At 53.5% G+C, this 21,411-nt stretch carries 23 protein-coding genes; 11 read left to right on the top strand and 12 right to left on the bottom strand.

All coding sequences use genetic code 11. The features are described 5' to 3' along the window. Window positions 1-264: 264 nt before the first annotated feature. The 3 genes from PED39_07450 to PED39_07440 all read left to right on the top strand — a co-directional run bounded on the left by PED39_07450 (window position 265) and on the right by PED39_07440 (window position 2,148). Window positions 265-663, top strand: coding sequence for a hypothetical protein (locus PED39_07450; protein ID WII07418.1), 399 nt, complete (start codon window positions 265-267; stop codon window positions 661-663). A 100-nt stretch (window positions 664-763) separates the two neighbouring features. Further along, window positions 764-1,687: a hypothetical protein gene (locus PED39_07445; GenBank protein WII07417.1), complete on the top strand. Its 924-nt coding sequence runs from the start codon at window positions 764-766 to the stop codon at window positions 1,685-1,687. Window positions 1,688-1,791: 104 nt separating this feature from the next. Further along, window positions 1,792-2,148 carry a hypothetical protein gene (locus PED39_07440; GenBank protein WII07416.1) on the top strand — a complete coding sequence of 119 codons (357 nt, stop codon included), beginning with the start codon at window positions 1,792-1,794 and terminating at the stop codon, window positions 2,146-2,148. On the opposite strand, the gene PED39_07435 is transcribed toward PED39_07440, so the two are convergent. The 3 genes from PED39_07435 to PED39_07425 are packed head-to-tail and all read right to left on the bottom strand — an operon-like array spanning window position 2,149 to window position 5,055. Further along, window positions 2,149-2,943, bottom strand: a complete 795-nt coding sequence (locus PED39_07435; protein WII07415.1) for a hypothetical protein — start codon at window positions 2,941-2,943, stop codon at window positions 2,149-2,151. Between the two features lie 20 nt (window positions 2,944-2,963). Then, complete coding sequence (locus tag PED39_07430) at window positions 2,964-4,169, bottom strand: aminotransferase class I/II-fold pyridoxal phosphate-dependent enzyme (GenBank protein ID WII07414.1); 1,206 nt, start codon at window positions 4,167-4,169, stop codon at window positions 2,964-2,966. Window positions 4,170-4,212: 43 nt separating this feature from the next. Further along, window positions 4,213-5,055: a Fic family protein gene (locus PED39_07425; protein WII07413.1), complete on the bottom strand. Its 843-nt coding sequence runs from the start codon at window positions 5,053-5,055 to the stop codon at window positions 4,213-4,215. Window positions 5,056-5,407: 352 nt separating this feature from the next. Between PED39_07425 and PED39_07420 the strand changes: the two genes are divergently transcribed. Beyond that, window positions 5,408-7,636 (top strand): adenosylcobalamin-dependent ribonucleoside-diphosphate reductase, encoded by a 2,229-nt coding sequence (locus PED39_07420; protein WII07412.1) that lies wholly within the window; start codon window positions 5,408-5,410, stop codon window positions 7,634-7,636. Window positions 7,637-7,651: 15 nt separating this feature from the next. Here the strand turns inward: PED39_07420 and PED39_07415 are convergent, their stop codons facing one another. The 4 genes from PED39_07415 to PED39_07400 all read right to left on the bottom strand — a co-directional run bounded on the left by PED39_07415 (window position 7,652) and on the right by PED39_07400 (window position 11,834). Next, window positions 7,652-8,038 (bottom strand): DUF2085 domain-containing protein, encoded by a 387-nt coding sequence (locus PED39_07415; GenBank protein ID WII07411.1) that lies wholly within the window; start codon window positions 8,036-8,038, stop codon window positions 7,652-7,654. A 198-nt stretch (window positions 8,039-8,236) separates the two neighbouring features. Further along, window positions 8,237-9,622 (bottom strand): hypothetical protein, encoded by a 1,386-nt coding sequence (locus tag PED39_07410; protein WII07410.1) that lies wholly within the window; start codon window positions 9,620-9,622, stop codon window positions 8,237-8,239. A gap of 1 nt (window position 9,623) precedes the next feature. Continuing rightward, window positions 9,624-11,264 carry a type II/IV secretion system ATPase subunit gene (locus tag PED39_07405; protein WII07409.1) on the bottom strand — a complete coding sequence of 547 codons (1,641 nt, stop codon included), beginning with the start codon at window positions 11,262-11,264 and terminating at the stop codon, window positions 9,624-9,626. A 72-nt stretch (window positions 11,265-11,336) separates the two neighbouring features. Then, on the bottom strand, window positions 11,337-11,834 hold the full coding sequence (locus PED39_07400; protein ID WII07408.1) for a hypothetical protein: 498 nt from the start codon (window positions 11,832-11,834) through the stop codon (window positions 11,337-11,339). A gap of 114 nt (window positions 11,835-11,948) precedes the next feature. Here PED39_07400 and PED39_07395 point away from each other — a divergent pair, with 114 nt between their 5' ends. The 5 genes from PED39_07395 to PED39_07375 all read left to right on the top strand — a co-directional run bounded on the left by PED39_07395 (window position 11,949) and on the right by PED39_07375 (window position 15,823). Next, window positions 11,949-13,847, top strand: coding sequence for a U32 family peptidase (locus PED39_07395; GenBank protein WII07407.1), 1,899 nt, complete (start codon window positions 11,949-11,951; stop codon window positions 13,845-13,847). Window positions 13,848-13,917: 70 nt separating this feature from the next. After that, window positions 13,918-14,100: a transcriptional regulator gene (locus PED39_07390; GenBank protein WII07406.1), complete on the top strand. Its 183-nt coding sequence runs from the start codon at window positions 13,918-13,920 to the stop codon at window positions 14,098-14,100. An 88-nt stretch (window positions 14,101-14,188) separates the two neighbouring features. After that, complete coding sequence (locus PED39_07385; protein WII07405.1) at window positions 14,189-14,581, top strand: hypothetical protein; 393 nt, start codon at window positions 14,189-14,191, stop codon at window positions 14,579-14,581. Between the two features lie 11 nt (window positions 14,582-14,592). Next, the gene (locus tag PED39_07380; protein WII07404.1) at window positions 14,593-15,003 is read left to right on the top strand and encodes a hypothetical protein; all 411 of its coding nucleotides are present in this window, start codon (window positions 14,593-14,595) and stop codon (window positions 15,001-15,003) included. A 34-nt stretch (window positions 15,004-15,037) separates the two neighbouring features. Beyond that, window positions 15,038-15,823, top strand: a complete 786-nt coding sequence (locus PED39_07375; protein ID WII07403.1) for an alpha/beta hydrolase — start codon at window positions 15,038-15,040, stop codon at window positions 15,821-15,823. 29 nt (window positions 15,824-15,852) lie between these two features. Here PED39_07375 and PED39_07370 read toward each other — a convergent pair whose 3' ends face one another. Genes PED39_07370 through PED39_07350 form a run of 5 tightly spaced genes read right to left on the bottom strand, consistent with a single transcriptional unit; the run spans window position 15,853 to window position 19,085 of the window. Further along, window positions 15,853-16,377: a 2-oxoacid:acceptor oxidoreductase family protein gene (locus PED39_07370; GenBank protein WII08390.1), complete on the bottom strand. Its 525-nt coding sequence runs from the start codon at window positions 16,375-16,377 to the stop codon at window positions 15,853-15,855. A 5-nt stretch (window positions 16,378-16,382) separates the two neighbouring features. Then, window positions 16,383-17,138, bottom strand: coding sequence for a thiamine pyrophosphate-dependent enzyme (locus PED39_07365; protein ID WII07402.1), 756 nt, complete (start codon window positions 17,136-17,138; stop codon window positions 16,383-16,385). Beyond that, entirely contained in the window at window positions 17,138-18,199 is a 1,062-nt protein-coding gene (locus tag PED39_07360) for a 3-methyl-2-oxobutanoate dehydrogenase subunit VorB (protein ID WII07401.1), read from the bottom strand. The genes PED39_07365 and PED39_07360 overlap by 1 nt, the downstream gene beginning before the upstream one ends. A gap of 1 nt (window position 18,200) precedes the next feature. Next, window positions 18,201-18,410, bottom strand: coding sequence for a 4Fe-4S binding protein (locus PED39_07355; protein ID WII07400.1), 210 nt, complete (start codon window positions 18,408-18,410; stop codon window positions 18,201-18,203). Further along, window positions 18,411-19,085 carry a hypothetical protein gene (locus PED39_07350; protein ID WII07399.1) on the bottom strand — a complete coding sequence of 225 codons (675 nt, stop codon included), beginning with the start codon at window positions 19,083-19,085 and terminating at the stop codon, window positions 18,411-18,413. Between the two features lie 90 nt (window positions 19,086-19,175). Here PED39_07350 and PED39_07345 point away from each other — a divergent pair, with 90 nt between their 5' ends. Both PED39_07345 and PED39_07340 read left to right on the top strand, forming a co-directional pair. Next, a complete protein-coding gene (locus tag PED39_07345; GenBank protein WII07398.1) occupies window positions 19,176-19,730 on the top strand; it encodes an XRE family transcriptional regulator in 555 nt (184 codons plus the stop codon). A 9-nt stretch (window positions 19,731-19,739) separates the two neighbouring features. Next, window positions 19,740-21,404, top strand: coding sequence for an AMP-binding protein (locus PED39_07340; GenBank protein ID WII07397.1), 1,665 nt, complete (start codon window positions 19,740-19,742; stop codon window positions 21,402-21,404). The last annotated feature ends 7 nt before the right edge of the window (window positions 21,405-21,411 follow it).

Below are 21,411 nucleotides of genomic sequence, written 5' to 3'. Positions count from 1 at the left end.
TTCATAATTTTCCAAGGCTGCCTTCCAGGCAGCCTTTATTTCCTTTGTTTCAGAGTGAAGATAAGTTCACAGTTGAAAAGAACGGAAGGAGCTAAAGAATCAAACGCACTATCAGTCCTCTCTGATGCGTGAACGCGTTCGTTCGGAGGGTTAATCCAATTTTTTGAAATCATAGCCGTTTTTTGTCCGTGAAATTCTCATTTTCCTGAAATTAGTTCCTTTTCTCCATACTATTTTATAAATGTAGAATGGCATTGCGCAGTCATGTCTGAGAAAAAGACGCCAATTTTGATCGCATTAATAGGAGTCCTTTTCTTCATTACGGGTATCATATGCTTCGTGGTGGGGATTCTCGGTCTTGTATTGCCCGAGTTCGAGGACATCATAGCAGACATCCTGCCCGATTTCGATATCGGAGCACTGCAGACCTCAGCAATTGTGAACACTGTCGTTGGTTTCATCTCCATGATAGTCGGATGGGGATTCCTCAAAGGCTGGAGTGTATTCTGGTACCTCGGAGTAATCGTCTCCGTCCTCGCCCTGATTATGGAGGCTTACAACGTGTATCTGGGAGCGTATCCCACCATAGGCCTGATAATCGTCAACCTCTTCATCCTACTGTACCTATTCTCACCAAAGGTGAAAACGTATTTTCTCGAATGAGGGGGCGGGCCGTGAGGCCCTCCCCAATCTATTCCCTTCCCCAATCGGACGGCGGCCCTTTTCTATAACTATTTGAACTTCCAAGCACATCTCCAAAACCATGTGGGATGCCAGGTTTGACAGTATCAGGGACCGCAAGCTGAACGAGACTGTTATCTTCGCCTCTATGATGCGTACGGATCCCGCAAATAGGCATGAGTATCTGAAGATCATCGATATGCTGGGCAAGGATTTGGATGTCCTCGAGGCTCTTCTGGATGATTTGCCGGTCCCCGAATCGGAGCCGATCATGTCCGTGCATTATCGCGGCAGACTCTCCAAGTATGAATCGTTGGATGAGTACGTCATGGACGAATGCAGGAAGTTCACAGGCAAGGAAGACATAGAGAGGATCACCTCGGCGATGAGGCTGTCCGCACCCAGCAGGCTCTCGACACCGGAGAGGCTGTCGGGACCACCTGAGAAGGCGAGGATCAAATCGCCCGATGAGAAGCCCAGGCTGCCCCCGTCGGACCAACCAGAGAGGATAACCTCCCCGCCGGATTCAAAGAGGATCGACGCACCTGAGGAGCATCCAATGGTAGAACCGCCCAAACCCAGGAATGATTCCGTGTTTGAACTCCTGGTCTCGGTGGATGACGCCGTCACACTGAAAAAAGTCAGGTCTATGAAGGATTCCAAGATCGACCATTTCATCGATCAGGAGATGAACGGGCACATCAAGGACGAGGCCTGCGAGGGGATCATATCCTTCCTCAAGACCGATACCGAGCTCATCGACAGGATACTTGCGATAAACATCACCAGCCTGACCTCCATAGAGGAGAGCATCAAGGACATAATAGATTTCGTGGATGCCGCCGAAGAGCCCAAGTATCAGAAGGTTTACCTGAATTCGCTCAATTACGGTGAGAAGGAACTCGAGGCTGAGTACAACGAGGTTCTGAAGAGGTTCGAGAAGGTCATTCACGATCGTTACTCACACATCCTCGGGAACACCCATTCCGTATTTTTCGAAGAATGAGTATCGGGCTGAGAGGGGGCCCACCTTCCCTTTTGGCCATCATCCTGCATATTCACGCAAAATACAAAAAACACTTATCTACCCGTCTAGGGTATAACCGTTTCATGGAAGAGCAATCCAAGCAGAAAATGAGCAAGCACGTATGTGCTTGCGGATCGTCCCCATTGGCATCATTCACCTCCGATCCGGTTTTTGAGATCGTAAAGGCTCTGGATGATGAGGATGCTCTGACCATTCTCAGGGAGCTCACGAAGAAAGAGATTCGCTCCCCCTGGCCTAACGGTCTCTTCGGTATGGACGAACAGAGGACCAGCAAGGCGATGAGGAAACTGCTGGTCTCCGGGCTCATCAATTCCAGGATAGACGGTGCCGACCACATCTATTTCATACACGTCCAGAGGTTCAAACCCCTCAAGGATCTGGTCGACAGCTGCGTCAATAACAACGCAGAGAAAGCCTGATCATCTGTAAAGTTCCGGTCTCCTTCTGTCGTAGTAGGAGATGTTGGACATCGTCTCCGGTCCGTCCCTGGGCAGTTTTCCGCCGATGACTGCTGTAAGGCAGTGCTCGTCGGTACCGTAGTACTCGTCGATTACCTGGCCCTTCGGATCTATGAGGATCAGCCCGCCTCCGAATTCCGCGCCCTGACCGTTGCTCCCTATGGCGCTGCATGCCGCGACGTAAAGACCATTGTCGCTTGCTCTGGCCGGCAGGTAGGAATACCAAACGGCACGCCTCCTTTCACCGGTGATGCCATTGGCGAACGGTGTGAGGACAAGCTCGGCGCCCTTCGCCCTGAATGTGGAGCAGATGTCCTGAATGTGGGATTCGATGCACAACTGTATCCCGACACATACTCCCTTGACATCGAACACCGGAAGGTCATCTCCAACGGCGAACACCTTCGATTCGGCAGTTCCCAGATGAGTCTTCCTGTACAATTTGGGATCATCCGTTCCGTCAGCTATCTCCTGACTCATGTACGGCTTCTCGCCGTTCTCCTCGAGATAGCCGAAGACTATGCATGTCCCCGTCTCCTTCGCGAGATCGCGGACCTTGAGAATGTATTCGTTATCAGGCGACAGAGCGAATCTGCGCGGGTCGTTCGTACTGTATCCGGACAGGCACATCTCATGGAAGCAGACGATATCCGAATCGGTATTGTCAAGGACGATCCCCTCCATGCGACGGAAGTTGCCTTCAGTATCGCCTGCGATGCTCTGTATCTGAGCGATGGTAAGACGGATCTCTCTCATCGTTCCTCTGTTCAAGACGTTCAGGTGCGTCTCTTGATGAACTTCTCCACTTTATCGTATGCCTCATCCAGGGTGTCCAGGGGAGCGAGCAGGATCGAGCGGAAATGGTCCCTTCCGAACTCCTCGCAGAAACCGCTTCCGTGAACGAACACGACGCCCTCTTCCTTGATGAGGTCGAAGACGAAGTCCTTGTCGTCCTTCCAGGGTGTTCCCCTGAGGTCGATCTTCGGGAACATGTATAGTGCTCCTTTGGCCCTGCGTGTGGAGATGAGGTCGATCTCGTTGAGCCTCTTGTAGCTGTAATCGGCCCTTTCCTTCAGCTTCCTGTTCATGTCGACGATGTAGTCCTGGGGTCCCTGGAGCGATGCCTGGGCGGCAGCCTGGCAGGGGACGTTGGGGCAGATCCTTGCCCTGAACTGCTTCATCATTCCGAGGCGGATCTCGTCCATGAGGCCCTTCTCATCCATGAAGTAGCAGTAACCCATCCTCCATCCGGGCATGAGGTTTACCTTGGAGAATCCGTTGAGGATTATCCTGGGCACATCGGATTTCAGCCTGGATGCGGAGTAGAATTCTCCGTCGAAGACTATCTTGTCGTAGATCTCGTCTGAGATAAGCGGAATGTCGTACTCGGCCGCGATGTCGCCGAATTCAATGATATCCTTCTTGTTGTAGACAGCACCGGTGGGATTGTTGGGGTTGATGAGGACCATGGCCTTCGTCCTGTTGGTGATCCTCTTGCGGATCATGTCCATGTCGGGTCTCCAGTCCTCCTCCTCGATCTGTCTGTACGGGACGGTCCTTCCTTCGAAGAAATGTATGTACTGCATGTAGGAAGGATATCCGGGTCCGGGAACGAGGACCTCGTCTCCGGGCTCCAAGAAGGTACCCATCATCACCTCGATGCATTCGCTCACACCGGCCGTGACGTAGACGTCATCCGTGGAGATGGTGATCCCGTTCTTCTCCTTCTCCCTGTCGACCACGGCGGTCCTGAGATTCATCTCTCCCTGCGAGTCGCCGTAACCGTTATCGACCCTGTCCACAGCCTCTCTTAGAGTCTGCTTGAAGTACTCAGGCGTCTCGAAGTCCCATTTGTTGGGGTCACCGATGTTGAGCCTGTAGAGCTTCTTTCCGGCCTTTTCAGCCTCTGCGGCGGGAACGATGACCTCGCGTATCGCATAGTTCATTCCCAATGACCTTCTAGACGCTCTGATAGTCTTCATGATATCATCCCTGTTCAGTACGACTTAGTATATATTTGTTGAATCAGATCAGGATGTATTTCGCATCTTTGAATGTTCCGAGCTTCTCGATCTTGTTCTGCTCGAGGAGGTCGGAGAGCACGACATCGGCCGTCCTGATGCTGACGTCTGGGATGCATGCGCAGATGTCCCTCTTCTTCAGCGGAGCGGGGGAGGTCTCTATGATGTGGAGGATCCTGTCCCTCTTCTTCACCTTGCGGTTGTCGACTATCGGATACCTTCTGTCCAGTTCGTTGTAGCTGCTGACAAGGGCCTCCAACAGCGGCAGGCTCTCATCGAGACCGACGTAGATGTGCGCGTGGTATCCGTTCTTGAGAAGAAGCAGTGTGGTCACCAGGGATCTCATCCTCTTGTTACCGTCCCTGAAGGGCTCTATCTGGGAGAACCTCTCCATGAGTCCGGGGATATAGGCCAGGGCTTCCGTGGTCTGAGATCTGTAGCTTTCGAACAGGTAGGATATCGCATTCTCCGATCCGATCCTGAACTTACCTTTCTCGCAGAGGAGATCGGAGAACAGAATCCTGTGGATGCTGAGAAGGCTCTTCTCGTCGAAATCCAGGCGCTCGTAGTCGCGTATGATCATGCGCATGGCCCTGTCGTATCCTGCGATTAGATGCTCGCTGTGCGATAGCGGTTGGTCACCGTCTATGATGGATTGGATACGGGTCTCGCCTACAGGGATGCTCTCTTTGTCGTGGAGGATGGCGTTACCGATACGGACGCCTCTCTCGGCAGCTTCGAGTTCCTTGCCGTAGAATGAGCTCCTGATCCCATCCAAGGCGCTGACGGTCCAGATTTCCTTCATCAGGTCGAATTCGGCCTTGTCAAGAGATTCATTCGATAGCATGTTATCGAAAATGAATGTATTTCTTACTATAAAAGACTATTTTTTAGTAAGAAATCGATTCTTCATACGAAAGTGTCGGCGATTTAGTATGTAACGGAAAGATGGCGGAGAACACGGGACCCGGTCGCTGATCCCTTCAGAAATGGTATGTCCGAAGTGCAAGTTCGACGTGAAGTGGACATAACTGGCCAGTTAATGTTTGACCTTAACAAAATTCATCAGCAAGCCATCTTTTTAGTATCTATTGGACTATACATCCATTATTCGGGATTGCAAGTATTATTTACTCACGAACCTTGACGAAATGAGTAAAGAGGGATGCAATTGCAATCACCTCGGTTGGGGGAAAAACATGGAGATCAAAGATTGGCTAGGAGAAGACAATCAGCTCGGTATAGACATATGGACGAAGAAGTACTGTCATGACAACGAGACCTTCGATCAGTGGCTAGACCGTGTGAGTGGTGGCAATAAAGATATCAGAAAGATGATCGAGGAGAAGAAGTTCCTCTTCGGAGGAAGGATCCTCGCTAACAGGGGTCTTGAGAAGACCGGAAGGAAGATCACCCTTTCCAACTGTTACGTTCTGACGCCGCCAGAGGATTCCATCGAATCCATTTTCGAGACGGCAGGGAAGCTAGCACGTACCTTCAGTTACGGCGGAGGAGCGGGAATCGATATCTCGAAACTCGCCCCGCGCGGTGCGAAGATCAACAACACTGCTTCTCAGACCTCGGGAGCAGTATCTTTTACCGACCTTTTCTCCATGGTCACTGGACTCATCGGACAGCATGGACGTCGCGGAGCTTTGATGCTCACCATCTCTTGCGATCATCCTGACCTCGAGGAGTTCATGAACGTCAAGACAGATCTCGAGAGGGTAACCAAGGCAAATATGTCCATCCGCGTTACCGACGAGTTCATGGGATGCGTCAAGCAGAGGACGATGTTCACTCAGAAGTTCGACCGTCCCGAGAGCAAGGAAAACATAAGGAAAGAGCTCAATGCGGCGGAGTTCTTCGAGAGGCTCTGCTACACCAACTGGGACTATGGAGAGCCGGGATGCCTCTATTGGGACAGGATCTCCAGTTGGAATCTGCTCAGCGAGTTCCCCAACTATTCATATGCAGGTACCAACCCCTGTGCAGAGGAGCCCCTTCCCGCTGGAGGAAGCTGTCTTCTCGGTAGCATGAACCTAGCCAAGTTCGTCAAGGACGGAAAGTTCCTCAACGATGAATTCGTAGAGGCTGTGAGGATATGTGTCCGCGGACTCAACGACGTACTCGAAGAGGGATTGCCTCTGCACCCCCTGCAGGAGCAGAGAGATTCCGTCAGCCAGTGGAGGCAGATCGGTCTCGGAATCATGGGACTGGCCGATATGCTCATCGAACTCGGATACACTTTCGGATCCGAGGAATCGGTAACATTCTGCGACAAGCTCGGAAAGCTCATGGCAGACACCGCACTTTACGAGTCTGCAATGCTGGCGAAAGAGAAGGGAATGTTCGAGATGTGCGTTCCCGATCAGATCATCGCTTCGCCTTACTTCAAGCTCAACGCATCTGAAGAGACCACAGAGGCCGTCAGGCAGTACGGACTCAGGAACTCCCAGCTGCTCACCATCGCACCGACCGGAACCCTGTCGACGATGCTGGGCATCTCAGGCGGAATCGAGCCCATCTTTGCCCTTTCCTACGAGAGGAGGACAACCTCACTCAACGGGGACCAGGACAAGTACTACAAGGTGTACACACCCATCGTCCAGGCATATATGGACAAGCATCTTGACATCAAGGATGAGAAGGACCTCCCCGAGAGGTTCATCACCGCACAGAGTCTCGATTACGTGAAGAGGATCGATATGCAGGCCACATGGCAGAAGCACATCGATGCATCTATCTCTTCCACGGTCAACCTGCCTGAGCAGTTCCCTGAGAAGGACGTATACAACATCTACATGTACGCATGGGAGTCTGGCTGTAAGGGAATAACTGTCTTCCGTGACGGATGCAAGCGTCTCGGCATCCTCTCCACCAAGGAGAGCAAGAAGGCCGAGGAAGAGCCCAAGGAGGAGAAGAGGGGAGTCGTCGAGGTCGTCGAGGATAACGTCATCGGAAAGAAGAGGAAGCTCATGACGGGATGCGGTTCGCTGCACTGCACGGCATTCTTCAACCCCGACACAGGAGAGCTCGTGGAGGCGTACCTCAACAAGGGATCCACTGGAGGATGTAACAACTTCATGGTCGGACTCTCAAGGATGATCTCGTTGGCTGCGAGGTCTGGATGCGGAATCGAGGCCATCGTTGACCAGCTCAAGTCCACCGGATCATGCCCCTCCTACGTGGTCAGGACGCATACAAAGAGGGACACCAGCATGGGATCGTGCTGTCCGATGGCCGTCGGATGGGCATTGACCGACATGTACAAGGAGATGCAGGCCCAGCTCAAAGGTATCGCTACAGAGGAGCCCGAGGAGCCCAAGAGGGAGATCATCAACCCCTGCCCTAAGTGCGGAGCGGAGCTTGAGTTCCAGGGCGGATGCAACGTCTGCAAGTCCTGTGGATGGACCAAGTGCGAGTGATCGCACAGATAAACTTCAATGCAGGGCCTCTGGCCCTGCCGTACTTCTATAGGCCGCCCAGGCCACTATTATCGCAGCACCGATTCCGGACACTATGGCCAGTATCATGCGGATCTCGGGCATATCAGCATGAAATGCTCTTTCGCAAATCCATTCCAGAAGCGTCAGCAGAAGCAGAATGATTCCTGCGAACAGGTGCTTGCGGTCCAGTACCTTCTCTGATACCTTCAGGCAATAGACTAGACCGATTACGAATCCTATCAGAAGACCGATGTCCCTTATGCATATCGGCATCTGAGATCCGTTCAGGATTATGGATCTACTGAACGACTGATGGCAAAGGAAGTCGCCAAGGGCATAGACCAATCCCCCCAATCCAAAAGAGGACCAGTCATGGTCCATATGTGCGGGGCTGCCGTCCAAATAGACAAACGTGCCCTCAGGATAGCAGAACGGGACAGCAAAAAACAGTGCAGATAAGATGACTGAAAGCACGAACAGGCCTAGCAGAAGCGTTCTTTGATCCACGTTTCAGCATCATTCGGGTGGTTTATCATAGTTTTCCAAGCTCCGTCTAGCGATAATCCCGTATCCTCTGCCTCAAAGAGAGAAGGATGAGCACACCAGGAACACCAACAAGGATTCCGGACACATTAAACAGAATCTCCAGATGATGCTGGTCAGACGTTCTCCGCTGCCAAGGCTCGAGAGAAGGACGGAGATCAGTGCGCAGAGCTCGATAAGGTAGATGTTCAGAATGGTCGACGTGTTGGACAGCGCAGATGAGCCCGATATGCGCGACACAGGTTCCAACATCGAAACGCTCATCCCCAGGACTATCGGGGCGAAGAACATGCAGGTTCCGATCATCATGTCGGTAGTGGACTTCAGCCTGAGCTCCAAAGTTCTCCTTATCCTGTTGCGGTTTTGGAACTGCTTCCCGAGATTCACAGCCATGCGTCCAGCATCGTCATTGTTCTTTTCGGAGCATACCAATATGTCTTCCAGAGCTATCCCCATCTCCCTTGAGATCGGGGCGATCGATCTATGCAAGGCAGAGCGCACATCCCCTCTGCAGACGTTCATCTCCCTGGAGATCCTCTCGGAAAGTTCTATGGAGCCTTCCCAGGACGAGGTCGCTGAGATCACCGAAGTCTCGAAGTTCTCACCTGATACCATCCTGTTCCCGATATCGAATACGCTATCCATGATGGCTTGCTCGCATTTCCTGCGTTTCCTATCGTTGTTCATGTCGTTCATCATGAGGATCATTGTAGCGATACAGGTCGGAGCCAAGGACAGGATGAATAAGCTCTCGATCCCTCCGAAAAAGTAACAATGGGAGATGGCAAGGGGCAATGTTCCCAGCAGAGGAAGGGCGCACTTCAGCTCATTCAAGGACAACGATTCCGACAGGAATGGATTCCTGTGCCTTACAAGGACGGATACCGCGAGTATCACGGCAGGAACTATCACCAAAGTGATCAGAACAATCGTCCCCTGATCTATGCTGCGAGAACCGAATATCCCTCCGATACTGAGCATCGGAAGGATGCTCATCATGATCATGGGCACCATTATCCCGATCCCGAACACCGCCATGCATGGTGCGGTCAACGATTCCCCGTAGGATTCGCCCATCTCCTTGACAGCTTCGAGGGCCAGGTCAGAGGCATCATCAAGCAATCCGTTCCTGGTGGTATCGTCAGTGGATTCAGAGGCGGATATCACCATCATAATTGCACGGTTGTATCCAGAAGCTTCCTTCGGAAGAGCGGATGCCATGGAGACCAGCCCCTCCGATATGGATGGGAATTTCTTCGTGTCGGTCCGTCTCACCACATCCTCGAACAGCTTCCTTGACAGACGGGGTCCGTTGACAGCAAGGGAACGTACCGTCGAATCCAAGGATCCCCCGGACTGGAGTCCGGCAGAGAGCATCCCGACCACCGAGGGACATTCGTTGACGAGTCTCCGGTAATCCATGTCAAATCCTCACGGTATCGATCTCATCCTGCAGTTTCTGCGCTATGGATTCTGCGGATTGATTCATATCGGACCTGGACAGGATGTCGTTCGCCCTCAGTATCCATTCGGGACCGAGGAACCGCTCATCATCTCTCCCTGCTGCCGCCAGGAGGGACCTCATCAGGGATCTGGCCCTGATATCCTTGGAGATCTCCTTTCTTCCCAGCTGTGACGATCTCATCGCACGGGCCATGACAGAAGATTCGAACAGCCTATCGATATCCGTGATGTCCTTGAACTCCCCGGGGACATCAGAGGTGCAAACCATCTCATTCATCCTCCTTATGAGGCGTCCGGTCCTCCTGTCCTTCACGGTGCCCAATGTAACAACCACATCGGTGGCCATGAACGAATCGGGAGATACTCCCAAATCCTCAACCACCCTTTTGTACGCGGATTCAGCGGAGTCCCCGTGTATGGTCCCCATGATGGAGCTTCCGGCCCTTCCCGCTCTCATGCTCTGGTAGAGCGTCCTGGCTTCCTCACCGCGCACCTCTCCGAGAATTATCGCGGATTCTCCCATCCTCAGCGATACCCTCAATGCCTCGTCCGATCTCGATTGCTGGTCGCCTCCCAGTCTGTCATCCACGAGCATCGTCTGCACCTTGTATCCCATCCTTCTCATCGACTCTCCAGGAAGCTCTATGGTGTCTTCGATGGTGAGTATCCTCTGTTCCTTGGGGAATTCGAACATGAGGGCGGACAGCAGCGAGCTCTTACCGGCACCTCTGGGGCCGCAGATCAGGAATGTGCATCTGTTGTCCACAAGGAAAGATAGGATGCCTGCGGACCTGGGATCCACCGTGCCGTTGAAGATCAGCCTGCTCAGGGTCCACATCCTCTCTGAATGCTTCCTTATGGCTACCGCTTCCCCTTTGGGGCTCATGGGAGGTCCGATCACTGTGGCCCTGGCATCGAGGTCTGGGAAGTCCGTCTCCAATATCGGATTGGAATGAGCGAACCTCAGTCCGCTGGACCGCTTCAACATGTTGATGAGATTGGATACCTCGCGTTTCTCCACCATGACGTTGGTCCTGCAGCGCATATGTGAGTTGAACCCCTCAATCCCGTTCACGGTGACGTAGATCCTGTTGGATTCGCAAGGCGCATCCAGAAAGACATCCTCGATATGGGGGTCGGTCAGTAGGATCTCGAATACCCCTGCACCCACCGAATGCCTGTAAACCACGCTGCTGAGGTCGTTAAGCACACCTCCCAAGTCCGAATCTGGCCCGCACGCATCGGATATCTCCGAGAACGACTCGAGGAGCAGTTTCCTGGCATTGCCTGTTACGCTGTCCCTGTCCAATCTCCCTCCGGTGTCCAGATGCTCCTTGCGTATCTTCTCTATCGTTCCGGCGACAACACTGTTCAGAGCATCCGGATAAGCGTATTCGAGGGGCAGGACATCGTACTCCAGTTCTCCGTCGCCAGGATCGCATATCGATACACCGCAGTAGGGGGTACGGTAGGCCGCCAGGATCCTAGCATCCGCTGGCGGGGCCAAAACCCATGAGTCCGTGTAGGAAGGCTTGGACCGGATGTCATTCTGCACCAGCCTACTGAATAGAGAAGGGAGGTCGTCTGCGATGATTTCCACTGGCGGAGGAGGTATCGGAATCGGTTTCATATCGGAAACCTAGAAGGATGCTATCTTGGAACCCATCGACCGTCACCTCATCCTTCTGGTGATGGCGTGCATGTCCTCTTCCAATTGCTCTATGGCGGCCACAGAGGCCCTCATGCATCTAGAGCACTTGTCGTCGGCATCAGAAAGGGTCAGCATCTGCTTGGCTTTGGTAAACTCCATGCAGGGGAAGTCTTTCCATACGACGTTCATTACGGCCAATCTGTTCTGGCTGCACTTCCTGCATGCACGGTCCATCATCTCCCCTGATGTGGTCCACCGTTTCAGAGAGGAGATGTTCTTGATTACAGCGCTCGATCTCCCCGAGACCTCAAGATCCCTCCCGGTCCTCAGGATGATCCTGTCGGCGCTTCCGTAACGGGACATCCTGTCCACCATGCATCTGAAGCATTCGTTGGATCCCGCTTCAGGGACCAGTTCGCACTTGCTGCAGTCGATGATCAGGGAATCCCTGATAATGGAGCAAGGCTCCTCTTTCTTCTTGGTCTTCTTGTCTTTCATTTCGTTGAAGAAACGGTTCATGGACGATGTTTTCATCTATCAGTATAAGAAACAGTGCCGGCCCCGTTTCTGTTACTGCATACTGACTGTTCTTCCTCCATAATCTCTTTAAATAGCGTTACGATAGGACGGAACATGGAAATCCTATCGCCGGCAGGTTCGCCTGACAGTCTCGTTGCAGCGGTCAAGGGCGGATGCGACGCCGTATACTTGGCGGGTAAGAGCTTCGGAGCCCGTGCATTCGCAGGCAATTTCAGCGACGGCGAGCTCGAGGGAGCGATAGGATACGCGCATGATCACGGCGTCAAGGTTCATGTCACCGTGAATACGCTGATCAAGAATTCCGAGATGGAAGAGGCCGTGTCCTTCGTGAAGTTCCTGAAGGACATAGATGCAGACGCGATCATCATTCAGGACCTGGGGCTTCTCAAGCACCTCACAAATGTGGATATCGCCAAGCATGCCTCCACCCAGATGCAGATCCATTCTCTGGAAGGCGTCAAATGGTGCGCCGAGAACGGATTGGACAGAGTCGTCCTTGCCAGGGAGCTCACTATGGACGAGCTTTCAAAGATAATCCCCGAATCCCCCATTGAGACGGAGGTATTCATCCAAGGTGCGCTCTGCTACTGCATGTCCGGAGGATGTCTCCTTTCTAGTTTCATCGGAGGCCGCAGCGGCAACAGAGGATCTTGTGCCCAGCCCTGCAGGAAGAAGTACGAGCGTGACGGCCAGTCGGGCTATTTCATGAGCTGTGCGGACATCTACGGCATGGACTATCTCAAAGACCTTTCCGATCTCGGAGTCACATCCCTGAAGATCGAGGGGAGGATGAGGTCCCCTCCATACACCTACCTGGCATCCAAAGCCTACTCCATGGCCGTCAAGGGAGAGAAGGGTAAGGAGCTGGACGAGACCTTGGAGCTGCTGAGGACGGTCTTCAACAGGGGGACCTGCAGCGGATACCTTGGAGGCGTCGTCTCCCCGGTCCAGTCATTGTACCCTGACAACAGGGGATTCTACATCGCCGATGTGAGGATAGAGGACAAGACCATAGTCACCGAAATCCAGGAGCCTGTAGGGCTCAAGGACGGACTGTCAATATTCAAAGGCGATGAGAAGATCGGAGGGTTCAAGGTCATGGATCTGGACCCCATCCATGTTCCGTTCAAGATCCCCGATGGCAAATATCAGATCTACCGTACTTACGATCCGCGTATCGATGTCATCAAGAACGATATCGGGAACACCCCCAGATTCAGAGGGGAGACGGAAAGGCCAGCGGTCCACATCAAGATGGAGAAGCAGCCTATCAGGAGCTACGAACCCGAGTTGTCATTCTACGTAAGCTCGATAAAGAACCTGGAAGCGGCACTTCCCTATGCTGACAGGATATATTTCGACAACATGGACAAGATCGATGAGGCCATTGAGGCCGCAGGGGACACGGAGTGCGTAGCACTGCTCCCCAGATTCGATGCTCTGGACGAGTTCAGGTTCACAGACCGTCCGGTCATGGTTAACAGTCCGGGACAATACAGGGCGTGCAAGGGTGCTCCGAGGATCTACGGCAGCAACATCCTGAACATGTTCAACTCATCGTTCCCATTGAATCTCTATCAGACCACGCTGTCGGTGGAGCTTTCGAGGAACGAGGTCTCCAATCTCATGGCCTACTATCCTGGGCGTACCGAGGTCATGGCCTTCGGAAGGACCGAGCTGATGTACACCAGGGATCCCGGCATGGAGAGCGGTACGCTCACAGACGAGACCGGTGCGGCATTCCCCGTCTACAAGGACCACAGGGGATTCTCCCACATACTGAACTCTGTCGAATTGGATCTTCTGGACCTCATCCCCGAGTTAGGACGTTCAGGAGTGTCCTCGGTGGGACTGGACCTCAGGAAGAGACCCTCGGGACTGGTGAAGACCGTGGGTGAGGTTTGCAGGAATCCGACCGACAAGATGAAGGCCCGTCTCAAGGAGATGTGCGGCGGAAAGACCACCCGCGGATTGTATGCCCGTAAGGTCTGACCGTTTCGAATCCTACCTGAAGCACAATAATAAGGCATAACTGCCTTCTGGGGTCACAGGAGATATTTTCATGGATCCTAAGGAACAGATTCTGGAAGCGATGAAGAAGGCAGGAGAGCCTTTGAACGCCGGAAAGGTAGCAGAGCTCACAGGACTCGACCGTAAGGTCGTCGATAAGGCATTCGCCGAGATGAAGAAGGACGGTACCATCGTCTCTCCCGTCAGGTGCAAATGGGAGCCTGCCAAGAAATGAAGGGGTGCCTCCGGGCATCCTCCAAACGCCTTAGTCAGCATGCAGTCTGCATGCTTGTTTTTTAAACTGAACAAACGAAACCTGGCCCATGATCAGAAACTGTCATGGGGATATGGGGTTCATGGAGGCAATGGTGTCATCCATATCGGTGATGACCGTACTTTGCGTCTACCTGGTGTTCGTTGCGTCAAACATAGGTGCATTCTACGATCCACTGGAGGATTTCGATCCCGGATCGATTGAGTTGGAGACAGTGGATGGTATCACGTATTCAGAACCTTATCTGTACTCCTACATGGAATACAAAGCCCTCAAAGGCATCCTGGTGGACGTCTCCGTCCTCGGCTTTTCAGAGGAGCCGTTCAGCATAGGCCTAGGTCAAGATGAGGGGATGGAATTCACTAGAGACTACGTTCTGATCCTTGACTATGACAACGGAAGGAAAGTCCCCGTGAAGGTGGAGGTGACGGCATTCGCCTGAACCGCGGTGGGATGACCGCATTCATGGATGCCATGATATTCCTTATGGTGATCATGATCGCTATCGGCACGACCGCGCAATATATGGGTTCGGAGCATGAAATCATGGATCCCGATCAATTCCTCAGGCAGCTGTCGGGCATCGAGGTCAGATTATCGGATTTCACGGATCTGGAGGACGACTCCCTAGTCTTCCTCTCGGATGTGATGGCCTATTCTGTGGATAACGATAGCTCCGTAGGAATGTATCTGGAATGCCTGTTGTCGGACATATTCGGAGAGCACAGGTTCCTTCTCACATACACCTATGGAGACAGCATCGTAGAAGTGGGCGACATGCATGACTACTATCGTTCCAAGGCATATCTGGACATCCCCGTTTCGAATGGCGGCCGTATCAACATTTCGTTAAGTATCCTGTGATTATTTTTTATCTGATGGGCAGAATCACAGTAGCATGTTCGCTGAACTTCAGGACGTGAAGATGTACTACGAGGAGGAAGGCTCGGGAGAGCCCGTAATCCTCATCGCTGGTGTCGGTGCAAACCACCGTTTCTGGAAGGGCATGGTTCCCTTGCTGAAGGGATACAGGGCAATCACATTGGACAACCGCGGGGTCGGAGAGACCGAGTACAACGGAGAGGTTGAAGTGGACATTATGGCGGACGATGTCATTCACCTCATGGATCATCTCCACATCTACAAGGCTCACATCGTCGGATGGTCAATGGGATCGCTCATAGCCCAGTCATTGGCATTGAGGTACCCCCAAAGGCTCCAGACGCTCACACTCGTGTCTTCATACCAGTTCAGACCCCACAGGTCTGCCTACTTCATGTATCAGGTCACCAGTGCGGCAGCCAGGGGAGAATGCACCATGGATGTCGTCAACATCGTTCTGAACTCCTTCTGCTTCCCAGAGTCCAAGTTCGATGCCTTGGCGAAAAAGGACATGGTGATGCCGGTCCCCAAGCACCCGGAGAAGGCCAGCGAGGTCCTGAAGCAGATGGTCTCCATGAACAATTTCGATTCGACCGACAGGACGAAGGACATCACCACACCGACCCTCGTAGTCCACGGTGCACTGGACATAATGGTGGAGCCTCTGAAAGGAAGAGCCGTAGGCAATTCCATCCCTGGATGCAGGTACATGGAAGTCCCTGGCGAAGGCCACACCATCGCCCCTGAATTGTATATCGACGCTCTGAAGAGCCTGCTCTCAGAGCACAAGATGCAAAATTGAAAGGAAAATGGCCCGTAAGGGCCATGTTTTCAGTTCTCTGTACCGAGTTTGATACAGAGCCTGTTCTTGTCCAGAAGATCCATCTTCTTAGGAGGTATGGTCTTCTGGAGTCCCTTGTCAAGGTTCTCTGGCGAACAGAACGAGGTCTCCTTGAACAGCTTGCCCAGGATGACCATGTTGGCGGCACCCTTGATGCCTGCTTTCTCGGCGATCTCCGAGGCAGGGATGTAGATGGTCTTCACATCGGTGCGCTCGACCTTCTTCTTGATGATCGAGCTGTCCACGATGATCAGTCCGCCGGGAACGACATCCTTCTCGAACTTCTCCAGCGAGGGGAGGTTCATGGCGACCAGCACATCAGGGTTGGTCACCAGGGGCGAACCGATCTTGTTCTCGGAAAGACAGACGCTGCAGTTGGCTGTTCCGCCGCGCATCTCGGGTCCATAGGAGGGAAGCCATGAGACCTCCATGTTCTCCATCAGACCGGAGTAAGCGATTACCTTTCCGGTGAACAGGATACCCTGTCCTCCGAATCCTGCCAGGAGGATGTTCATGTCGGTCACTGCTCTCCCTCCTCTCCGACGTCCTTGTAGACTCCGAGCGGGTAGTAGGGCAGCATGTTGTCCCTGAGCCACTGGAGTGCATCTCCGGCAGACATTCCCCAGTTGGTGGGGCAGGTGGAGACGACCTCCACGATGCAGTATCCTTTGCCGGCCATCTGGTATTCGAAGGCCTTCTTGATCGCTCTCTTGGCAGCCTTGACGTTCTTCACGCAGTCTACTGTGACGCGCTCTGCAAGGGCCACTCCCTTGACGGATGAGAGGAGCTCGCAGACCCTGATGGGGTTTCCTGCAGTGGCGGTGTCCCTTCCGTAGGGGGTGGTCTGTGTGACCTGTCCAGGAAGGGTGGTGGGTGCCATCTGACCTCCGGTCATTCCGTAGATCGCATTGTTGATGAAGATGGCGACGATGTTCTCTCCCCTTGCAGCCGCGTGGACGGTCTCACCCATTCCGATAGCTGCCAAGTCTCCGTCCCCCTGGTATGTGAATACGACGTTGTCGGGCCTTGCCCTCTTGACTCCGGTCGCCACGGCTGGTGCACGTCCGTGGGGTGCCTGGACCATGTCGCATCCGAAGTAGTTGTATGTGAACACGGAGCATCCTACCGAGGCCACTCCTGTGGTCTTTCCCTCGATGCCCAGCTCGTCGATTACCTCCGCTACGAGCCTGTGTACGATACCGTGTGTACATCCGGGGCAGTAGTGGAGCGGTACATCCAGAAGCGCTTTGGGCCTCTCTCCTAAGATCTTCGTCATCAGTAATCGCCTCCGTTGAGCTTGACGATCTGTTCAAGGACCTCTTTGGGTGTGGGAACGATTCCTCCGGTGCGTCCGAAGAATTTCACAGGCTTCTTGCATTCGACCGCCATCTTGACATCCTCGACCATCTGTCCCATGTTCATCTCGACAGAGAGGAACACCTTGGCGTGGTCTGCGTGCTTCTTGATTGTCTTCTCGGGGAAGGGCCAGAGCGTGATGGGCCTTATGAGTCCGGCCTTTATGCCCTGCTTCCTGGCCATATCGACCGCTGAATGGGCAATCCTGGAGGATGCTCCGAATGCAACCAGCACGATCTCGGCATCATCCACGAGGTATTCCTCTGCCCTCTGTTCGGTCTCTTGGATCTTCTTGTACTTCTCGAATCTCTCGAAGTTGAGCTTCTCGAGTTCGCTGGGGTCTATGTAGAGGGAGTTGACGACGTTGTGCTTCCTCTTGCCCTGGTGGCCCCTTACGGACCAGTCCTTGTCATCTGTGGGCTCCTTCGTCTCAGGCAGCACTACGGGCTCCATCATCTGTCCGAGCAGTCCGTCGGACAGGATCATGGTGGGCATCCTGTACTTGTCGCCGAGGTCGAATGCATCGGAGATAAGATCTACCGTCTCCTGGACGGTGGAGGGTGCGAACACCAGAAGGTGGAAGTCACCGTGACCGGTAGCCCTGGTTGCCTGGAAGTAATCTGACTGGGAAGGTTGGATTCCTCCGAGTCCGGGTCCTCCCCTCTCGACGTTGACAATGAGGCAGGGGACATCGGAACCTGCGATGTACGAGATTCCCTCGGCCATGAGGCTGATTCCCGGGGATGATGTGGACGTCATGACCCTGACTCCGGCAGCACCGGCTCCGAGGACCATATTGATCGAAGCTACCTCGGACTCTGCCTGAAGGTAGACTCCTCCGATCTTGGGAATCCTCTTAGACATGTATGCCGCCACCTCGGTCTGAGGGGTGATAGGGTATCCGAAGAAGTGCCTGCATCCTGCTGCGATGGCGGCCTCTGCGATGGCCTCGTTTCCTTTCATGAGGACTTTTTCTGCCATCTCAATCCACCTCGATCCTTATGGAGCAGTCGGGGCACATGATGGTGCATGAACCGCAACCAATGCATGCCGACTCGTCGGTCACATGTGCTGGATGGTATCCCTTGCTGTTCGTAACAGAGGGGTCCAGAGCCAAGATCTTCTTCGGGCACGCGATGACGCACATCTCGCATCCCTTGCATCTTTCGTTGTCAACGATAACTTTGGGCATTCAATTACCTGCCTTTTCCCAGGGTGCCTTTACATAGACACTTATAGGGTACAATAATGGTATTTTATTTAAGAGGGCAACCCCGACAGGTGTCGTAGTAAATCTGATGGGAAGCCCAGTGAGCTTGGACACCTCCTCCACGAAGGGGAGGGAATCAAGGATAGTCTGTTCCGTGGTGAGGTCTTTTAGATGGGAATTGTTGGCGATGCAGGTGGCCTTTATCTTGGCGGCCCTCTCGATCTCTCCTAGTATCTCCACGGCTTCCTCTGGTACAGTGGTCTGCGAGCGGTATTTGTTCACCACGTAGATCACGTCGGGATCTGCGTTCGACAGTTGTCTACTGTAGACTCCGAGGGCCGTAGCTCCCGCATCATCACCGCCGACATCGATGATGACCCTCTCGCCCTCGGATATCGCATTGCCTATGGCAGCCGGAAGCGAAGGGGTGTCCAGATTCGAGTTGGCGAAGTTAGGGCCGAGGACACGTACGCCCTTCTCTGTCAGGACATCCGCGTAATCCGACGATCTGAAGTAGGGGTTGACAACGTCCATGTCTATGAGCGTCACCTTATCTCCGCGTTCAGCAGCGTCGATGGCTAGGTTGATGGAGAGGTTGGTTTTCCCCGTACCGTAATGTCCGCAGACGACAGTGACTCTCTTGGTCAGACAATCCATGGGCTGGCATATTCGTAATCGGTTTAAAATTAGTTTGTAGGCCCAAAATGTTTATTAAATACGCATAATACAGGTGGTTGAGGCAAAAATATGGCCGACATGAACAAAGTTGGAAAGAGAATCTGCAAGTACAGGGAACAGATGGGTCTCTCTCAGGAAGAGCTATCCGTTAACTCCGGTATTAGTTTGCAGTCCATTCAGGAGTACGAGAGTGGTATCGCATACCCGCCCATCGGATCCTTGATTAGGCTTTCCCGTTCGCTCGGCCAGAGGGTCGGCACGTTCACTGACGATCAGTTCAACCCCGATCCAATCGTCGTCAGGCTCAACGAGAGGGAATCAGAGCCCTCATCCCACGGGGACAAGGGAGACTACCTCTACTACCCCCTCGGAAAGGGAAAGACGGACAGGCACATGGAACCCATGTTCATACGTGTGGGAGAGGACGACACCCCCGAGCTCAGCACCCACGAGGGCGAGGAGTTCATCGTTGTCGTTTCCGGAAAGATCCTGTTCATCTACGGAAAGGAGAAGAAGATCCTCGAGCCCGGTGACAGCGCTTATTACAATTCAGTCGTCCCTCACTACGTGGGGGCAATAGACGGACCTGCGGAGATCTACGCGGTCCTCTACACGCCGCTCTGAGGTGAGAACTTGGTCTGTGTTCCAAGACAGAACATCACAAGCGACGAGAGGTTAGGAGACCTCCTCGACAAGTGCATAAAGAACCATCCAGACAACGATGCCATCGTCTATGTGGACAGGGAGCTCCGTCTCTCCTGGGCACAGTGGGGTGTCGAGGTCGACCGTGTGGCCAAGGGCCTCATGGCGATGGGAGTGGAGAAGGGAATGAAGGTCGCCGTCTGGGCCACGAACGTGCCGGATTGGATCACCCTCATGTTCGCCACCGCTAAGATCGGGGCCATCCTCCTCACGATCAACACCAACTATCAGAAGGACGAGCTGGACTACGTCCTCAAGCAGTCCGACATGGATGTGCTCTTCCTCATCGACGGTGTAAGGGAGACAGACTACGTGCAGACGGTCTACGACCTCGTACCCGAGCTCATGACCATGCCCAGGGAGAACTTCCACAGCGAGACGTATCCTTACCTGAAGAAGGTCATCTTCCTCGGTCCCGTCAAGCACCGCGGAATGTACTCCATGAGCGAGGTGAAGTCCCTCGCGGTCACCATCAGCGATGCCGAGTACAAGGCCAGGAAGGACTCGGTGGACGTTCAGGACGTCACCATGATGCAGTACACCTCGGGAACCACCGGATTCCCCAAGGGAGTTATGCTCACACACTTCAACATCGCCAACGACGGATACTGGCTGGGAGCCAACATGAACTATGGTCCCACCGACCGCCTGTGCATCAACGTGCCCCTGTTCCACTGCTTCGGCTGCGTGCTCGGAGTCATGGCTTGCATCAACCACGGGGTCACGATGTGCTTCTGTGAGGTATTCGATCCCATCAAGGTCATGACCACGATCGAGGAGGAGAAGTGCACATCAGTGTACGGAGTGCCGACGATGTTCATCAACATCCTCAATCACAAGCTGTTCAACAAGTTCGACTTCTCGTCCCTCAGGACGGGAATCATGGCTGGATCCCCCTGTCCGATCTCCGCAATGCATGAGGTCGTCGACAAGATGAACATGAAGGAGATCACCATCGTCTACGGTCTCACCGAGGCCTCGCCCGGTATGACGCAGACCACATACGATGAGCCCTCGATCGAGAAGAAGTGCTCGTCGGTCGGTAAGAAGCTCCAGGGAGTCGACACCGTCATCCTGGACCCCGAGACCTACGAACCCTGCGCTGATGGAGTCATCGGAGAGTTCTGCTGTAAGGGATACAACGTCATGAAAGGGTACTACAAGATGCCCGAGGAGACCGCCAAGGTCATCGACAAGAACGGATACCTCCATTCCGGAGACCTCGGATACAGGGATTCGGAGGGATACTTCTACGTCACCGGAAGGATCAAGGACATGATCATCCGCGGAGGCGAGAACATCTACCCCAAGGAGGTCGAGGACTTCCTCTACAAGTGCCCTGGAATCAAGGATGTCCAGGTCGTCGGAGTGCCCAGCGCCAAGTACGGCGAACAGCCCGGTGCGTTCATAGTGAAGCATCAGGGATACGATGACATGACAGAGCAGGACGTCATCGATTTCTGCCGTAACAAGATCGCTTGGTACAAGACGCCCAAGTACATCGCGTTCGTGGATGACTTCCCGATGAACGCGGCCGGAAAGATTTTGAAATACGAATTAAGGAACATGGCTCACAAATTGTGGCCGGATGCATGAGGTGAAT

Source organism: Methanomassiliicoccales archaeon LGM-RCC1 (genome assembly GCA_030168575.1).
Lineage (GTDB): Archaea > Thermoplasmatota > Thermoplasmata > Methanomassiliicoccales > Methanomethylophilaceae > Methanoprimaticola.
This window is presented reverse-complemented; position numbering and strand designations above follow the sequence as displayed.

Bases quoted from the DNA above. Each gene is read 5' to 3' on its own strand.
- PED39_07430 (WII07414.1), bottom strand. From the start codon at position 4,169: ATGAAGACTATCAGAGCGTCTAGAAGGTCATTGGGAATGAACTATGCG.
- PED39_07345 (WII07398.1), top strand. From the start codon at position 19,176: ATGGCCGACATGAACAAAGTTGGAAAGAGAATCTGCAAGTACAGGGAA.
- PED39_07375 (WII07403.1), top strand. From the start codon at position 15,038: ATGTTCGCTGAACTTCAGGACGTGAAGATGTACTACGAGGAGGAAGGC.
- PED39_07390 (WII07406.1), top strand. From the start codon at position 13,918: ATGGATCCTAAGGAACAGATTCTGGAAGCGATGAAGAAGGCAGGAGAG.
- PED39_07415 (WII07411.1), bottom strand. From the start codon at position 8,038: ATGGACCATGACTGGTCCTCTTTTGGATTGGGGGGATTGGTCTATGCC.
- PED39_07380 (WII07404.1), top strand. From the start codon at position 14,593: ATGACCGCATTCATGGATGCCATGATATTCCTTATGGTGATCATGATC.
- PED39_07425 (WII07413.1), bottom strand. From the start codon at position 5,055: ATGCTATCGAATGAATCTCTTGACAAGGCCGAATTCGACCTGATGAAG.
- PED39_07370 (WII08390.1), bottom strand. From the start codon at position 16,377: ATGAACATCCTCCTGGCAGGATTCGGAGGACAGGGTATCCTGTTCACC.
- PED39_07395 (WII07407.1), top strand. From the start codon at position 11,949: ATGGAAATCCTATCGCCGGCAGGTTCGCCTGACAGTCTCGTTGCAGCG.
- PED39_07355 (WII07400.1), bottom strand. From the start codon at position 18,410: ATGCCCAAAGTTATCGTTGACAACGAAAGATGCAAGGGATGCGAGATG.
- PED39_07365 (WII07402.1), bottom strand. From the start codon at position 17,138: ATGACGAAGATCTTAGGAGAGAGGCCCAAAGCGCTTCTGGATGTACCG.
- PED39_07420 (WII07412.1), top strand. From the start codon at position 5,408: ATGGAGATCAAAGATTGGCTAGGAGAAGACAATCAGCTCGGTATAGAC.
- PED39_07410 (WII07410.1), bottom strand. From the start codon at position 9,622: ATGGATTACCGGAGACTCGTCAACGAATGTCCCTCGGTGGTCGGGATG.
- PED39_07450 (WII07418.1), top strand. From the start codon at position 265: ATGTCTGAGAAAAAGACGCCAATTTTGATCGCATTAATAGGAGTCCTT.
- PED39_07400 (WII07408.1), bottom strand. From the start codon at position 11,834: ATGAACCGTTTCTTCAACGAAATGAAAGACAAGAAGACCAAGAAGAAA.
- PED39_07435 (WII07415.1), bottom strand. From the start codon at position 2,943: ATGAGAGAGATCCGTCTTACCATCGCTCAGATACAGAGCATCGCAGGC.
- PED39_07440 (WII07416.1), top strand. From the start codon at position 1,792: ATGGAAGAGCAATCCAAGCAGAAAATGAGCAAGCACGTATGTGCTTGC.
- PED39_07385 (WII07405.1), top strand. From the start codon at position 14,189: ATGATCAGAAACTGTCATGGGGATATGGGGTTCATGGAGGCAATGGTG.
- PED39_07445 (WII07417.1), top strand. From the start codon at position 764: ATGTGGGATGCCAGGTTTGACAGTATCAGGGACCGCAAGCTGAACGAG.
- PED39_07350 (WII07399.1), bottom strand. From the start codon at position 19,085: ATGGATTGTCTGACCAAGAGAGTCACTGTCGTCTGCGGACATTACGGT.
- PED39_07360 (WII07401.1), bottom strand. From the start codon at position 18,199: ATGGCAGAAAAAGTCCTCATGAAAGGAAACGAGGCCATCGCAGAGGCC.